We start from the raw sequence: 15,242 nt of genomic DNA, 5'->3' as shown, positions 1-15,242 counted from the left end.
ACCTGTTTCCGGCCTTTTTCATTTCAGGGAGGGCGTGTGGAAGAGAAATTGACGCATATCGACGAGGCCGGGAACGTGGTCATGGTGGACGTCGGCGGCAAGGCCGACACCAAAAGACGGGCCGTGGTCCGCTGCCGCGTGCTTCTGAACGCGCACACCTTCGACCTGCTGACCAAAAACGCCCTGCCCAAGGGCGACGTGCTGACCACGGCCAAGGTGGCCGGCATCATGGCAGCCAAGCGCACCTGGGAACTCATCCCCATGTGCCACCCCATCCTCCTTTCCAAGGCCGACGTGCGCCTGACCCCGGTGCCGGTCGACCTGTCCATCGAGATCGAGGCCGAGGCCCGCACCACAGGGCCCACGGGCGTCGAGATGGAGGCCCTCATGGCGGCCCAGGTGGCAGCCATGACCATCTACGACATGTGCAAGGCCGTGCAGCGGGACATCCGCATCACGGACTGCAGGCTGACGCACAAGAGCGGCGGCAAGAGCGGCGAGTTCAACGCCGAGTGACGTTCATCTCGATTTCCGGTTTTCACGGCGCGCCCCGGTTCATCCCCGGCGCGCCTTTTTTCGCGGCCCAGGCCTCCCGTGGCGGCATACGCCGCGCAACCCTTTGACACACAAGACAAGGATATATTCGTGACCACTGAGAGCATCATCAAGGACACTTCGGCCAATCCCGCCCCCCTGGGCCTCCTCGGCTTCGGGCTGACCACCATCCTCCTGAACATCCACAACGCCGGGCTCTACCCGGTCAACTCCATGATCATGGGCATGGGCATTTTTGTCGGCGGCATCGCGCAGATCTTCGCCGGCCTGCTGGAGTCCAAGAAGAACAACACATTCGGCCTGACGGCCTTCACGGCCTACGGCTCCTTCTGGCTGTCCCTGGTGGCCATCTGGATCCTGCCCGCCCTGGGCCTGGCCGAGAAGAGCGACGAGACGGCCATGGGCATCTATCTGGCCATCTGGGGCCTCTTCACCTTCTGCATGTTCCTCGGCACCTTCCGCCTGAGCCGGGCCCTGCAGGTCGTCTTCGGCACCCTGGTCGCCCTGTTCTGGCTCCTGGCCATCGGCGACCTGACCCACATCGCGGCCTACAAGACCACGGCCGGCTACGTCGGCATCCTGTGCGGCTTTTCGGCCTTCTACACGGCCATCGCCCAGGTCCTGAACGAGGTCTACGACCGCACGGTTCTCCCGCTGGGCCTAGTGGCGAAGAAGTAGCTCGGGGACGCCATGGCGCCAGGAAAGGCCGATCACGCTGTGGTCGGCCTTTTTTTCGGCGTGCGCCCGGCAAAAGAAAAGCCCCCGTCCGGGAACGAAGGCCTTTGATCGGGCATGTCGAGGGGCGCGCTACCAGATGCGGCGCACCTTGACCCCTTTGTCGGCCATGTAGTTCTTGAGGTCCGTCACCGTGTACTCGCCGTAGTGCACGATGGAGGCGATGAGGGCGGCCGAGGCGCGGCCTTCGGTCACGGCGTCGACCATGTGCTGCGGGTTGCCGGCCCCGCCCGAGGCGATGACCGGGATGCGCACGCTGTCCGCGATGAGCCGGGTCAGGGTCAGTTCGTAGCCGTCCTTGGTGCCGTCGGCGTCGATGGAGTTGACGCACAGTTCGCCCGCGCCCAGGCGCTCGACCTCCCTGGCCCACCACAGGGCGTCGATGCCCATGTGCTTGCGGCCGCCGTGGATGACGATCTCGTAGCCCGAGGGGATGGCTTTGCTTGTGGGCACGCGCAGCACGTCCATGCCGACGACGACGCACTGGGAGCCGAAGGCTTCGGCCCCTTCGGTGATGATGTGCGGCGTCTTCACCGCGGCCGAGTTGACGGAGATCTTCTCGGCGCCGGCCAGGAGCACGTCGCGCATGTCGGCCACGGTGGAGATGCCGCCGCCCACGGAGAAGGGGATGAAGATCTGCGAGGCGACGGCCTCCACGACCTTGAGCATGATGCCCCGGCCCTCGTGGGAGGCCGTGATGTCGTAGAAGACGATCTCGTCGGCCCCTTCCTCGTAGTAGCGCTTGGCCGTCTCGACCGGGTCGCCGATGTCCACGTTGCCTTCGAACTTGACGCCCTTGGTCAGCTTGCCGTTCCTGACGTCCAGGCAGGGGATGATCCGTTTACTGAGCATTGGCCGCCTCCCTGCAGTACGCGTAGAAGTTGGAGAGCAGTTTCAGGCCCGGCCGTCCGCTCTTCTCCGGGTGGAACTGGGCCGACCACAGCCCGTCGCGGCCGTGCACGGAGCAGAACTCCCGTCCGTAGTAGGTCGTGCCGATGACGTATTCGGGGGCGGGGTTGGGGTAGTAGCTGTGCACGAAATAGAATTCGCTTTCCGGGGAGATGCCGTCGAAGAGATGGCAGTCCTTCTTGAGGGCCACGGTGTTCCAGCCCATGTGCGGGATGTTGATGGGCGAACCGTCCTCCTCGGCCAGATCCGGGGTGAAGATGTCGCAGCGGCCCGGGATGAGGCCAAGCGTCGTCGTGTCGTTTTCCGGGCTGTATTCGAGCAGGATCTGGCAGCCCAGGCAGATGCCCAGGAGCGGTTTGCCCGAGGCGATCTCATGGGCCATGATTTCTTTCAGCCCCGACCGGCCGAGGTAGGCCATGGCCGAACCGGCCGCACCCACGCCGGGGAAGATGAGCCCCTCGCAGCCCGCGATGACGTGGGCGTCGGCCGTGATGGTGCAGGGGATGGAGAGATAGTCCAAGGCGCGCTTGACGCTGGTCAGGTTGCCGGCCTTGTAGTCAAGGATGGCGAGCATAGGGTGCTCCTCGTGGAAGTGGTGGACAGGAAGGCGGCACTGTAGCCAAAGCCCGTGCAAAAACCAAGACCCGAATGTTCCTCTGGCCGGAACGCCGGCGCGTCAGGCGGACTGGAATCAGTCCCGTACAGGGGCTGGCGTCTTGCCCCTGGGTCCCTTTCAAGCTAGGGGCGGTGGGAGAAGACTCGAAAGGGAGGCACTATGATCATCATCACCGGCGGCGCCGGCTTCATCGGCAGCGCCATGGCCTGGGAACTGAACCGCCAGGGCATCCGCGACATCCTCGTGGTCGACAACCTTGCCAGCACGAACAAGTGGCGCAACCTCGTGGGCCTCAAGTACCACCGCTACATCCACAAGGACGAATTCCTGGGCCTGACCAAGACCCGGTACATGGAAGGCCGCATCGAGGCCGTGATCCACATGGGCGCCTGTTCGGCCACTACCGAGGCCGACTGCGACTACCTCATGCGCAACAACCTTGAATACTCCAAGGCCCTGTGCCGTTTCGCCCTGGAGCGCGACGCGCGCTTCATCTACGCCAGCTCCGCCGCGACCTACGGCGACGGCAGCCGCGGCTTCGACGACTCCGACGAGGCCATGGAGTCCCTGCAGCCGCTCAACATGTACGGCTACTCCAAGCATCTCTTCGACCTCTGGCTCAAGGGCGACGGGCTCCTGGAAAAGGTGGCGGGACTCAAGTTCTTCAATGTCTTTGGCCCCAACGAGTACCACAAGGACGACATGCGCTCCGTGGTCTGCAAGGCCTTCACCCAGATCCGGCAGACCGGGAAGCTGAAGCTCTTCAAGTCCTACCGCCAGGAATACGCCCACGGCGAGCAGCGCCGCGACTTCGTCTACATCAAGGACTGCGTGCGGGTCATCGACTGGCTGCTCAAGAACCGCGGCGTCGGCGGCGTCTTCAACGTCGGTACGGGCCAGGCCCGGACCTGGAACGACCTGGCGCGCGGGGTGTTCGCGGCCATGGGCCGGGAGACGCAGGTCGAGTACGTCGAGATGCCCGACGCCCTGCGCGGCAAGTACCAGTACTACACCTGCGCCGACCTGAAGAAGCTGTCCGGCCGCGGCTGCGACGTGGACTTCCGTCCCCTGGAGGACGGCGTCGCCGACTACGTCCAGAACTACCTGATGCACGGCTACGCCCACCTGACATCGCGCTACTGACGGTCGTCATAGAAACAAACAAGACAGGCGGCCCGGGGTTTTCCGGGCCGCCTGTCTTGTTTGCTGCGGATGCGATCTGGTTTCGCCCGGCGTGCTTGATCGCTCAGGCGCTTTTTCGATGCCAGGAAGGTTCGTCCACAACGCCCAGCAGCGCGTCTATGGACAGGTCCTCGTCGAGCAGGGGCCAGTGGATTCCGTAGCCGGAGGGCGAAACCTCGAAGGTGTCGCGTTCCCGTGGAGAGGCACCGGCCAAGAGAGGAGAAACGGCCTTGAGGGGGAATTTTTTCTGCGCCCCATCGATACGGACCAGCAGACTGCCCATTTCGAAGCGAATATCTTCAACGACGTGCTTCTTCATTTCTCCCGTCCTGGAATATTTTCCACTGTTCTTCAATATATTCGAAGTGTTCGAAGATTATTTTGCGGACAACCCTTTTTTCGGAGCGTGTGACATTGAAAGAAAACGCCTCTTCGATGTCAAACGTTTGGGTGTTGAGCCAAAATTTGCATTCCATATCCCCTTTTCGACAATGGATGTGGATGGGCTCGTTGCCTTCGTTGGCGTAAAAGAAAAGTCGCCAGCCAAGAAGCAGGAGGATTGTCGGCATGCGCATCCCATTTGGTATCAATTTGTCACAACATAGCGCCGACTCCTGAGTTCGACAAGTATGCCCCTTGATTACAGTTCCAGGAAGGGGCCCGTGACTGAGCCGGGGTTTTGTTTCAGTTCCTCGGGCGTGCCCTGGGCCACGACCAGGCCGCCGTTCTCGCCGCCGCCGGGGCCCAGGTCGATGACGTGATCCGAGGCGGCCACCACGTCCAGGTTGTGCTCGATGACGATGACCGAGGCGCCCTTGTCCACCAGGGTGTGCAGCACCGAGATGAGCTTGCCGACCTCGTGCATGTGCAGGCCCGTGGTCGGTTCGTCCAGGATGTAGAGGGTGCCGGGGAGGCTCCGCTTGCCCAGCTCGCGCGAGATCTTGATGCGTTGCGCCTCGCCGCCGGACAGGGTCGTGGCCGGCTGGCCCAGGCGGATGTACTCCAGGCCCACCTCCTCCAGGACCCCGAGCTTGCGCTCCAAGGCCGGGTGGTTGGCGAAGAACTGCCGGGCCTGGCGGACCGTCATGTCGAGAACGTCGGCTATGGACTTGTCGCGGTACAGGATGTCCAGGGTCTCGCGGTTGTAGCGCTTGCCGCCGCAGACCTCGCAGGTCACGAAGACGTCGGGCAGGAAGTGCATTTCGACCCGGATCTGGCCGTCGCCCTGGCAGGCCTCGCAGCGGCCGCCGCGCACGTTGAAGCTGAAGCGCCCGACGTTGTAGCCGCGCTTGCGGGCGTCCTTGCTGCCGGCGAAGATGGCCCGGATCTCGTCGAAGATCTTGGTGTAGGTGGCGGGATTGGAGCGGGGCGTACGGCCGATGGGGCTCTGGTCGATGGAGATTATCTTCTCCAGGGCCTCGGCGCCGTCGATGCCGCCGATGGTCCCCGGCGCCTCGACCTTGAGGCCTTGGGCGAGGGCCAGGTGCTTGTACAGGGAGTCCACCACCAGGGAGCTCTTGCCCGAGCCCGAAACCCCGGTGATGCAGACCAGGGAGTCCAGGGGGAAGCGGACGTCGATGCCGCGCAGGTTGTTGGTCGTCACCCCGCGCAGGGTGATGGCCCGGCCCGATGTCCTGCGCGCCGGCGGCCGGGCGATGCGCAGGTCGCCGCGCAGGTATTTGCCCGTCAGGCTCTGGGACTCGTTGACCAGCTTCTCGGGCGTGCCGGCGAAGACCAGGTCCCCGCCCAGGAAGCCCGAGCCGGGGCCGAGTTCCAGCACGTGGTCGGCCGAACGGATGGTGGGCTCGTCGTGCTCGACCACCAGCACCGTGTTGCCGCGGCTTTGGAGCTGGCGCAGGGTGCTGATGAGGCGCACGTTGTCGCGCGGGTGCAGGCCGATGCTCGGCTCGTCCAGGACGTAGGTCACGCCGACCAGGCCCGAGCCCAGCTGCCCGGCCAGGCGGATGCGCTGGGCCTCACCGCCGGACAGGGTGGTCATGTTGCGGGCCAGGCAGATGTAGTCCAGACCCACGTTGGCCAGGAATTCCATGCGGTGGCGCAGCTCTTTGAGCAGCGGCGTGCTGATCTCGGCGTTCACGCCGGCGAAGTCCAAACCATGCAGCCACTTCAGGGCGCGGGCGATGGGCAGGGCGCAGAAGTCGAAGATGTTGAGCCCCTCCACGCGTACGGACAGGGCTTCGGGCCGCAGGCGGGCGCCCCTGCATTCGGGGCAGTCCATGGTCTGGCGGTAGCGCGCAAGCTCGTCGCGCCAGATGTGGCCGAGTCCCTGACCCTGTTCGAGGAAGTGGATGACGCCCGGCCAGTCGCCCTCGCCGTGGAACAGGGCGTTCCGGGCCTCGGGCGTGAACTCCCGCACGGGCGTGTCCAGGGTGAAATTCTGGCGCAGGCCCAGGGCCTTCAGGTCGGCGGCGAAGCGGTCGAAGGCGCGGCCCTTCCAGGGTAGGATGGCGCCCTGGCGCAGGGACAGGCCGCCGTTGGGGGCCAGCAGGACCGGTTCGTAATATTCCACCGCCCCCAGGCCCGAACAGTGGGGGCAGGCGCCCTGCGGGCTGTTGAAGGAGAAGAGCTGGGGGCTCGGTTTGGGCAGGCTCAGGCTGCAGCGGGGGCAGACCGCGTCGGTGGAGAAGAAGATGTCCTCGCCGCCGATGACGGACACGACGATGCGTCCCTCGCCCGAGGTGAGGCCCAGTTCCACGGAGTCGGCCAGGCGCTTGCGCATGTCGGCCTTGAGCACCAGGCGGTCCACCACCAGGTCGACGCTGTGCTTCAGGTTCTTGGCCAGCTCCGGCATGGGGTCCAGGGGCAGGACCTCTCCGTTCACGCGCACGCGCACGAAGCCCTGGCTTTTGAGCTTCTTGAAAAGATCGGCGTGGGTGCCCTTCTTGTGGTCGACCATGGGCGCCAGGAGCATGAATTTTGTGCCCTCGGGCAGGCTCATGATGCGGTCCATGATCTGGTCGCCGGTCTGGGCCTGGATGGGCACACCGCACTCGGGGCAGCAGGGCGTGCCCAGGCGAGCGTAGAAGACGCGCAGAAAGTCGTAGACCTCCGTGACCGTGCCCACGGTGGAGCGCGGGTTCTTGGAGATGGTCTGCTGCTCCAGGGAGATGGCTGGGGTCAGGCCCTCGATGAGGTCGATGGCCGGCTTGTCCATCTGGGGCAGGAACTGGCGCGCGTAGGCCGACAGGGACTCGACGTAGCGGCGCTGCCCCTCGGCATAGACGATGTCGAAGGCCAGGGTGGACTTGCCCGACCCCGAAGGCCCGCAGACCACCACCAGCTTGTCGCGGGGGATGTCCAGGGTCAGGTTCTTGAGATTGTGCTCGCGCGCGCCTTCTATATGTATGACTTTGGTATCCATGAACGCCCTGTTGCAGCTGCAGGGAAAATGCAGGTTTAGACTTGCGGGATGCTACCTATAACCATATGAAAATCACTGGCAAGTGGGACATGAGGAAATGAACGTGACGCCATCCCGGAGACGACCATGAAAATATCCCTCGGGGCCAAGACCCTGGCCCAGCCGACGCCCTTGTGGATCATCGGCTCCTATGACGAAAGCGGCAAGCCCAACGCCATGGCCGCGGCCTGGGGCGGGATCTGCTGTTCCAAGCCGCCGTGCGTGGCCGTTTCCCTACGCGAGGAGCGGCACAGCTTCTCGGCCATCACCGTCCGCAAGGCCTTCACCGTGAGCGTCCCCTCGGTGCGTTTCGCCTCCCAGGCCGACTTTTTCGGCATCGCCTCGGGCCGCGACACGGACAAGTTCGCCGCCGCGGGCCTGACCCCGGTGCGTTCGCAACTCGTCGACGCCCCGTACGTCGGGGAGTTCCCCCTGGTGCTGGAGTGCGTATTGCTGCGGACCGTGCCGCTAGGCATGCACGTGCAGTTCATTGGAGAGATCGTAGATGTCAAGGCTGATGAGGATGTCCTGGATGCGAGGGGATATCCGGATGCGGCCAAAGTGCAGCCCCTCATCTTCACCCCCGTTTCCAGAGCCTATCATGCCGTGGGTGAGTATGTCGGGCAGGCTTTCGAAATGGGTCAGTCCTTCTGCGGGAAGGACTAGCCCGGACCTCAACCTTCCGGATTCAGGGTCATGACCGAGCAATACGCCGATTTTTTCTGTTCCCGCGACGTCGTCCTGTCGCTTGTCAAAGCCGGCGTCCCGGCCAACTCCAAGTGGGGGGCCCTCATCCTCTACATGCGCTCCATCACGGAATACGACTACCTTTCAGCCGAGCAGAAGCAGCAGATGCAGGACCTGGTCATGCAGGTCATCCGGGAGCGGGACTACTCGGAAACGCGCTTCAAGGAGTTCGTGCGTCTGCAGGAGCAGATCCTCTACAAGCCCTGGAACAAGAAGCTCGAAGAGGCCTTTCGCGAGACCGTGGGCCTGATCGAGCACATCCGCTCCCAGAACATCCAGCGGGCCAAGGAAGTCAAGGATCTGCGCGAAACGACCATCAACACGGTGCGCGATCAGAACGCCCTGGAGGACATCGTCGTCGAGATCCGGGCGGCCTTCGAGAAGGTCATCTCGCAGCTGGAGGAGGACACGCGGGACCTGGTCGAGATGAGCTACACCGACCAGCTGACCAAGCTCAACAACCGCCGGGCCTTTGACCGCTACTTCCGGGCCACCCTGGCGGAGCACGTGGTCACGGGCAAGCCCATGAGCCTCATGTTTCTGGATATCGACCATTTCAAGGCCTTCAACGACTCCTACGGGCACCGCATCGGCGACCAGGCCCTGGTCACGGTGGCGGGCAAGCTCATGGGCTTCGCCCACAAGTACCGCACGATGCCCAACCGCAGCTTTTTTCCGGCGCGCTTCGGCGGCGAGGAGTTCATCGTCGCCCTGCCGGGCGTGGGTCTGGACGAGGCGAAGGAGGACGCGGAATCCCTGCGCACCATCATCGAGGAATACAATTTCATCATCCGCGACCACAACGGCCAGGTGCTGCAGAAGGGCATCAAGATCACCGTGTCCGTCGGCGTGGCCACCCTGCGGCCCGAATGGACCGGCAGCCACGGCGAACGGCTCCTCGACGAGGCCGACCGGGCCATGTACCGGGCCAAAAATCAGGGCCGCAACCAGGTTTGCGCCATGGGCGAGTGCTGAGAGGCTGCTTCGGGCAGCGCTGCACGGAGGGCTCCGCGGGATTTCCGGGAGCCCTTTCGCGTTTCAGGGGCTAAGCCCGGAGCGTGTCCAGGATGGCGTTCAACCTGCGGGTGTAGGTGTGCTCCGACAGGACGTGCTCCTGCCAGGACCGGCGCAGTTCTTCCTTGCGCTTTGGCGCGGCGGCCAGGGCCGCCAGCAGGTCCGCTGCCTGCCCTGGTGTTTCGAAGGCCACGGGCCGGGTCAGCTCCGCGGGAAAGATCGAGAGTCCCGGCGTGTCATCCGTGAGCAGGAAGCCGCCGCAGGCCCAGACGTCGAAGTGACGCTGGGTCAGGCCGTGGGGCAGGAGCAGGCTCGTCAGGTTCAGGGTGAAGGATGCCCGGCGGCAGACGTCGGACAGGCCGGAGTAGTAATCCACGGGAGGTAGGAGACGAACTCCGGGCATAAGGCTGCGCCAGGCGTCGTCCCCGATGACGGTCAGATCCGTCACGGCATTCAGGGCGATCAGGCAGTTCCTGCGCCACGCGGCCGACGCCGTTTCCGCCCCCAGGCCCAGGATACGCACGTCGTTACCGGGCCAGAGGGGGATGTCCGGCAGTCTGTCTCGCCACCAGCCGAAATGAGCCTGTTTGCCCGACAGGTTCCCTGCTTCCGCGGCCAGGCCGTCCGGAACCCTGCAGGCGGCGAAGAAGCGGTCGCGGTCCGGGAAGGACGAACGTCCGACGAAGGTCAGGTCGCGGCCTGTCGGACACGCAGCTCCCGGCGCGAAGAATTTCGGGCTCACGGCCAGGGGCAGATGGCGGGCGTCGGCGCCCATGGAGCGCAGAGGCCCGACGAACCAGTCGTCGGTGACGAAGAGGGGCAGGCGCTTCCAGAGCAGGGTTTTTTGGCCCGTAAGCAGGTGGAAGGGGTTGTCCACGCACCATACGGCTACAGGTACCCCTGCCGCCTCCAGCAGGGACTGGTTCTCGCCCCAAGGGTCCAGGCCGTGGAAATTGACGCTCAGGAACAGGCCGGGCGCTTCGGCTTCCAGCATCGTGGCCAGTTCGACGGGCTGCAGTCCGGCCGGCAGGCGCCTGGGCCGAAGCCCCAGGGCGAGGGCGGCGTCTTCCAATTCCGGGATGATGAGTCCTTTTTCCGGGCAGGGCATCCAAAGTTCGGCCGACCGCCGGGCCTTCGGCGCGGGGTGCAGGGCTGCCAGCAGCGGCGCGTAGATCGAGGGCAGCAGGCGGGTCGCTGGCGTGTAGTGCAGGACGCGCGCTTCGGGGAGCAGGGCCGGGGCGGCCTCCATGGAGACGGGCTCCCAGTCCGGCGGGAAGGCGCCGGGCCATGCGGGGGGCATCCGCCTTTCGAACTCCGGTTCCCGGAGCACGAGGATGCGCCGCGCTCCGGACAGCAGCGGCACGCACAACTCGGGCTCGGGCCCCGGACAGAGGACGAGGATGTCCTCCCCGCTGCCCAGCAGACGAAGATATTGCTCTCCTGCGGGGAGCGTTGTAGATATCCCAAGCTCGTTTTTGAACTTTACACGTATGGGTCTGGCTGGCATGAAGGCGCTCGCTTGGGTGGTCGGGATGCTGCCCCGGTCATGAGAGCATGAAACAATACCGCGATTACTATTTCAAAAAGGCCAAGCAGGACAACTACCCTGCCCGCTCCGTATACAAGCTTCAGGAAATGGACAAGGCGCACAGGTTGCTGCGCCCCGGCCAGAAGGTCCTGGACCTCGGGGCCTGTCCCGGCTCCTGGACCCTGTACGCGGCCGAGCGCGTCGGCGCCGGGGGGCGGGTGCTGGGCATCGACCTGAACATGCCGGACACGGTCTTCCCGGAGCAGGTGACCTTTCTGCAGGAAGACATCTTCGCGCGCACGCCCGTGTTTCTCGGGCACCTGCAAACCCTGGCGCCCTTCGATGTGGTCATGAGCGACATGGCCCCGAAGACCACGGGATCGAAATTTACGGACCAGGCCCGCTCCATCCAGCTCGTGGAGGCTGCCTTCGGCGTGGCCGAGGAGTGGCTGGCGCCGCGCGGAACGTTCATCGCCAAGGTCTTCGAAGGCCCGGACGTGCACCCTTTCGTGCAGTCCCTGCGGGGGCGCTTCGCCAAGGTCGTCATGGTCAAGCCCAAGAGCAGCCGCTCCGAGAGCAAGGAAATCTTCATCCTGGGTCTGGGGTTCGTCCCGGTCGGGCGCGAAGAACATCGCGAATAACGAATTTTTTTGGAGGAAAACATGGCAGGACATAGTAAATGGAAGAACATCCAGCACCGCAAGGGCCGCCAGGATCTCAAGCGCGGCAAGATGTTCACCAAGGTGACCAAGGAAATCATCCTCGCGGCCAAGGGCGGCGGCGACCCGGACATGAACGCGCGGCTGCGCGCGGCCATCGATGCGGCCAAGGCCGTGAACCTGCCCAAGGACAAGATCGACACGGCCATCAAGAAGGGCACGGGCGAGCTGGCTTCCGAGGCCCTGGAAGAGATCATGTATGAAGGCTACGCGCCCGGCGGCGTGGCCATCCTCATCGAGGCCGTCACGGACAACCGGAACCGCACCGTGGCCGAGGTGCGCCACATCCTGAGCAAGGGCGGCGGCTCCATGGGCGCGGCCGGCTGCGTGGCCTGGATGTTCGACAAGAAGGGCGTCTTCGCCTTCGACAAGAAGTACACCGAGGATCAGCTCCTGGAAGTGGGCCTGGAGGCCGGCGTCGAGGACGTGCTCGATGACGACGATTCCTGGCAGGTGCAGTGCGCGGTCGAGGATTTCCATTCCGCCAAGTCCGCCTTCGAGGCCGCAGGCATCGAGATCATGAGCGCCGAGCTGAACCGCATCCCCCAGAATACCGTGGCCGTGGACGTGGAGACCGGACGCAAGGTCCTCAAGCTCTACGACGCCCTGGACGACAACGACGACGTGCAGAACGTCTACGCCAACTTCGAGCTGCCCCCGGAACTCCTGGCGGAGATGTAAGCCCGGAGCATGGCTGCCGAACGCATCATCCTGGGCGTGGACCCCGGGTCGCGCTGCATGGGCTACGGCCTGGTGCGGGAGCGGTCCGGGGTTTTGTCCCTGGTCGAGGCTGGCGTGGTCCGGCCGGCCGAGGAGGCCATGAGCGCCCGGCTGGGGCTCATGTACTCGCGCATCACGGAGCTGCTGCAGGCCCATTCTCCGCAGGCCGTGGCCGTGGAGAATGTTTTTTTCGCCCGCAACTCGGCCTCGGCCCTGAAGCTCGGGCAGGCTCGCGGGGCGGTGCTGGCCGCCTGCGGCGTGCATGGGGTCGAGGTTTTCGGCTACGAGCCCACCCTGGTCAAGAAATCCCTAGTCGGCGCGGGGCGAGCCGAAAAGAGTCAGGTGTCCTTCATGGTCGGCCAGCTCCTGGGCGTGCGTCCCGACTGGGCCGAAGACGCCGGCGACGCCTTGGCCCTGGCCATCTGCCACCTCAATCACTCCCGCTTCCTGGCCGCCGTTGCGGCTGGTCAAGACGGGGCAACTCGTCTATAGCCTCTGTCCATGATCGCATATCTCGAAGGAATCGTGCTGCGCCGCGACGCGGAGGCCTGCATCCTGCTGACCTCCGGCGGAGTGGGGTACCAGGTCCACATGACCGTCGGCGCCCTGTCGTCCCTGCCCGGGGCCGGCGACACGGCGCGCCTCTTCGTGCACACCCTGGTGCGCGAGGACGCGCTGGTGCTGTACGGTTTCGGGACCTGGGAGGAGCGGGAGGCCTTCGAGACCCTGCTGGCCGCGCCCAAGCTCGGGCCCAGAACGGCCCTGGCCATGCTGGGCTGCTATGGCCCCTCGGAGCTCGCGGCCTGTATCGCCAGGGAGGACGTGGCCGCCCTGACGCGGGTGCCCGGCATCGGGGCCAAGACGGCCAAGCGGCTGCTCCTGGACCTCAAGGACAAGCTCGTGGCCTCGGCCCCGCTCTCGTCCGGCAGGACCGCCCCGGCGGTAACGGCCGAGTCCGACTGCGCCGCTGCCCTGGTTTCCCTGGGCTACGGTCGGCACGAGGTGGACGAGGTGGTCAGGAAGGTGTTCGACACGGAGCCCGACCTCGACGCGGGCAGCGCCATCCGTCAGGCGCTCAAGATTTTTGCGGCAAGGCAGCACGGCTGACATGGCCCAGAACCCAGGCGAAGAGCACATACGTCCGCGCACGCTGGACGATTTCATCGGCCAGGAGGACGTCCGCGGCAACCTGAAGATCTATCTGCAGGCAGCCAAGGAACGCGGACAGCACCTGGACCACTGCCTGCTCTACGGCAACCCGGGCCTCGGCAAGACGACCCTGGCCCAGATCATGGCCAGTGAGCTGGGCGTGAATCTGGTCTCCACCTCCGGCCCGGTGCTGGAGCGAAGCGGCGACCTGGCCGCCATCCTGACCAGCCTGAACCGGCACGACCTGCTCTTCATTGACGAGATCCACCGCATGCCCGCGGTCGTGGAGGAGATCCTCTACCCCGGCATGGAGGATTTCAAGCTCGACCTCATCGTCGGGCAAGGCCCCGGGGCGCGCACGGTCAAGATCGAACTGGAGCCCTTCACCCTGGTCGGGGCCACGACACGCATCGGCCTGTTGACCTCGCCCCTGCGCGACCGCTTCGGGGTCATCTGCCGCCTGGAGTTCTACAACCCTCGCGAACTGGCCCAGATCGTGACCCGCGCCGCGCGCATCCTCGGCCTTGAGATCAGCCACGAGGGCGCCCTGGAGATCGGGCGGCGCTCCCGCGGCACGCCGCGCATCGCCAACCGGCTGCTGCGGCGCGTGGCCGACTACGCCCAGGTGGCCGGCAGCCCGGTCATCGACGCCGAAGTGGCGGCCAAGGGCCTGGACATCATGGACGTGGACTCCATCGGCCTGGACATGATGGACCGCAAGATCCTGGAGTGCATCATCGACCACTTCGGCGGGGGGCCCGTGGGCGTCAAGACCATCGCCGCGGCCTGCTCCGAGGAGGTCCGCACCATCGAGGACATCTACGAGCCCTATCTCATCCAGTGCGGGTTCCTGAAGCGCACCCCGCGCGGCCGCGTGGTCACGGCCAAGGCCTACCAGCACATCGACGGCGGCCTGAAGCTGCGCAACGCCTAGCCGGGTCGCGCGTTCAGCCGGCCGGTTTCCAGACGGCGCGCCATTCATCCTTTCACCAACCAGTTCAGCGAGGAGCCATGAAAGTCATCGACCCCAGTTTCTCCTTCATGCACCTGCCCGACGGCGAGTTCATCCTGCAGCACCTCGAACTGGCCGCCCGCACCTGTTACAAGTCCGAGGACAAGGCCAGCCCGGACTCGGCCCGCAAGCTCCTGTCGCGCATCGTCCGCCTGGGCCACGACAGCGTCCTCGAACACATCTCCGTCACCGTGCGCATCGTCTGCGACCGCGGCGTGACGCACGAACTGGTCCGCCACCGCCTGTGCTCCTTCTCCCAGGAGAGCACCCGCTACGCCAACTACGCCCAGGACAAGTTCGGCAGCGAAATCACTGTGATCCGTCCCTTCTTCTGGGCCGCGGACGACGCCCGCTACGCCCTCTGGCTCTCGGCCATGCAGGCCTGCGAGGACGCCTATCTGCGCCTGGTGGACGCCGGCGCCACGGCTCAGGAGGCCAGGAGCGTCCTGCCCAACAGCCTGAAAACCGAAATCGTGACCACGGCCAACATCCGCGAGTGGCGGCACATCTTCAAGCTGCGTTGCGACAAGGCCGCCCATCCGCAGATGCGCCAGGTCATGCTGCCGATGCTGGCCGCCTTTGCCCAGCGCATCCCTCTGCTTTACGACGATCTGGTCGAGCGGTTCGCCGATTCCATCCGCGAGATGAACGATCAGGGCGCCGCCGCGTCCGTCTTCTGATCCTCCCTGCCAGCGCGTTTTCATCCGGGCATGTTCAAAAAACGTGCCCTTTTTTTCGTTTTCTGATGTGAGAAATTGTCCGACAAAGATGTCGGCTCCCCTCCAAACGGCGCCACAAACGATAAATCACGTGTTTTGGCCCTCCGATGCAGATATTTCGGAGCGCTCCTGCCGGTTATTGTCTGCCCAAGCCTTTACATGCAAAGCTGTAGAAATTTCCTCGTATACCGGGGTGATTTTATTTTATTCATTATT

At 64.9% G+C, this 15,242-nt stretch carries 17 protein-coding genes; 11 read left to right on the top strand and 6 right to left on the bottom strand.

Annotated features, from left to right (window positions below):
• Nucleotides 1-36: 36 nt before the first annotated feature.
• Complete coding sequence (gene moaC / locus G394_RS0115195; RefSeq protein ID WP_028578395.1) at nt 37-516, top strand: cyclic pyranopterin monophosphate synthase MoaC; 480 nt, start codon at nt 37-39, stop codon at nt 514-516.
• 147 nt (nt 517-663) lie between these two features.
• On the top strand, nt 664-1,233 hold the full coding sequence (locus tag G394_RS0115190) for an acetate uptake transporter (RefSeq protein ID WP_211226303.1): 570 nt from the start codon (nt 664-666) through the stop codon (nt 1,231-1,233).
• A 129-nt stretch (nt 1,234-1,362) separates the two neighbouring features.
• Here G394_RS0115190 and hisF read toward each other — a convergent pair whose 3' ends face one another.
• Nucleotides 1,363-2,142 carry an imidazole glycerol phosphate synthase subunit HisF gene (gene hisF / locus G394_RS0115185; protein ID WP_028578393.1) on the bottom strand — a complete coding sequence of 260 codons (780 nt, stop codon included), beginning with the start codon at nt 2,140-2,142 and terminating at the stop codon, nt 1,363-1,365.
• Nucleotides 2,132-2,773, bottom strand: a complete 642-nt coding sequence (gene hisH, locus G394_RS0115180) for an imidazole glycerol phosphate synthase subunit HisH (protein WP_028578392.1) — start codon at nt 2,771-2,773, stop codon at nt 2,132-2,134. The genes hisF and hisH overlap by 11 nt, the downstream gene beginning before the upstream one ends.
• A 201-nt stretch (nt 2,774-2,974) precedes the next feature.
• Here hisH and rfaD point away from each other — a divergent pair, with 201 nt between their 5' ends.
• On the top strand, nt 2,975-3,958 hold the full coding sequence (gene rfaD / locus G394_RS0115175) for an ADP-glyceromanno-heptose 6-epimerase (RefSeq protein WP_028578391.1): 984 nt from the start codon (nt 2,975-2,977) through the stop codon (nt 3,956-3,958).
• A gap of 103 nt (nt 3,959-4,061) precedes the next feature.
• On the opposite strand, the gene G394_RS0115170 is transcribed toward rfaD, so the two are convergent.
• The 3 genes from G394_RS0115170 to uvrA form a co-directional block, all read right to left on the bottom strand.
• Nucleotides 4,062-4,316 carry a DUF2442 domain-containing protein gene (locus G394_RS0115170; protein WP_028578390.1) on the bottom strand — a complete coding sequence of 85 codons (255 nt, stop codon included), beginning with the start codon at nt 4,314-4,316 and terminating at the stop codon, nt 4,062-4,064.
• Nucleotides 4,297-4,566: a DUF4160 domain-containing protein gene (locus tag G394_RS20905; protein WP_084435727.1), complete on the bottom strand. Its 270-nt coding sequence runs from the start codon at nt 4,564-4,566 to the stop codon at nt 4,297-4,299. Before G394_RS20905 ends, G394_RS0115170 begins: the two co-directional genes overlap by 20 nt.
• Nucleotides 4,567-4,637: 71 nt before the next feature.
• Entirely contained in the window at nt 4,638-7,379 is a 2,742-nt protein-coding gene (gene uvrA, locus G394_RS0115160) for an excinuclease ABC subunit UvrA (RefSeq protein WP_028578388.1), read from the bottom strand.
• 126 nt (nt 7,380-7,505) lie between these two features.
• On the opposite strand from uvrA, the gene G394_RS0115155 reads away from it, so the two are divergent.
• Both G394_RS0115155 and G394_RS19495 read left to right on the top strand, forming a co-directional pair.
• A complete protein-coding gene (locus tag G394_RS0115155) occupies nt 7,506-8,084 on the top strand; it encodes a flavin reductase family protein (RefSeq protein WP_028578387.1) in 579 nt (192 codons plus the stop codon).
• A gap of 30 nt (nt 8,085-8,114) precedes the next feature.
• Nucleotides 8,115-9,140, top strand: a complete 1,026-nt coding sequence (locus G394_RS19495; protein ID WP_051307242.1) for a GGDEF domain-containing protein — start codon at nt 8,115-8,117, stop codon at nt 9,138-9,140.
• 70 nt (nt 9,141-9,210) lie between these two features.
• On the opposite strand, the gene G394_RS19490 is transcribed toward G394_RS19495, so the two are convergent.
• Nucleotides 9,211-10,686, bottom strand: coding sequence for a glycosyltransferase family protein (locus G394_RS19490; protein ID WP_043776192.1), 1,476 nt, complete (start codon nt 10,684-10,686; stop codon nt 9,211-9,213).
• Between the two features lie 47 nt (nt 10,687-10,733).
• Here G394_RS19490 and G394_RS0115140 point away from each other — a divergent pair, with 47 nt between their 5' ends.
• The 6 genes from G394_RS0115140 to thyX all read left to right on the top strand — a co-directional run bounded on the left by G394_RS0115140 (nt 10,734) and on the right by thyX (nt 14,987).
• The gene (locus G394_RS0115140) at nt 10,734-11,348 is read left to right on the top strand and encodes an RlmE family RNA methyltransferase (RefSeq protein WP_028578386.1); all 615 of its coding nucleotides are present in this window, start codon (nt 10,734-10,736) and stop codon (nt 11,346-11,348) included.
• A gap of 21 nt (nt 11,349-11,369) precedes the next feature.
• Nucleotides 11,370-12,107, top strand: coding sequence for a YebC/PmpR family DNA-binding transcriptional regulator (locus G394_RS0115135; RefSeq protein WP_028578385.1), 738 nt, complete (start codon nt 11,370-11,372; stop codon nt 12,105-12,107).
• A 9-nt stretch (nt 12,108-12,116) separates the two neighbouring features.
• Nucleotides 12,117-12,638: a crossover junction endodeoxyribonuclease RuvC gene (gene ruvC, locus G394_RS0115130; RefSeq protein WP_028578384.1), complete on the top strand. Its 522-nt coding sequence runs from the start codon at nt 12,117-12,119 to the stop codon at nt 12,636-12,638.
• Between the two features lie 9 nt (nt 12,639-12,647).
• Nucleotides 12,648-13,253 (top strand): Holliday junction branch migration protein RuvA, encoded by a 606-nt coding sequence (gene ruvA, locus G394_RS0115125; RefSeq protein ID WP_028578383.1) that lies wholly within the window; start codon nt 12,648-12,650, stop codon nt 13,251-13,253.
• Nucleotide 13,254: 1 nt separating this feature from the next.
• Entirely contained in the window at nt 13,255-14,229 is a 975-nt protein-coding gene (ruvB, locus tag G394_RS0115120) for a Holliday junction branch migration DNA helicase RuvB (protein ID WP_028578382.1), read from the top strand.
• Nucleotides 14,230-14,306: 77 nt separating this feature from the next.
• Nucleotides 14,307-14,987, top strand: coding sequence for an FAD-dependent thymidylate synthase (thyX, locus tag G394_RS0115115; protein WP_028578381.1), 681 nt, complete (start codon nt 14,307-14,309; stop codon nt 14,985-14,987).
• Nucleotides 14,988-15,242 lie beyond the last annotated feature (255 nt).

The sequence above is a fragment of the Desulfomicrobium escambiense DSM 10707 genome (assembly GCF_000428825.1).
GTDB classification, from domain to species: domain Bacteria; phylum Desulfobacterota; class Desulfovibrionia; order Desulfovibrionales; family Desulfomicrobiaceae; genus Desulfomicrobium; species Desulfomicrobium escambiense.
Note: the sequence above shows the minus strand (reverse complement) of the source record. Positions and strands in the feature narration are given on the sequence as shown.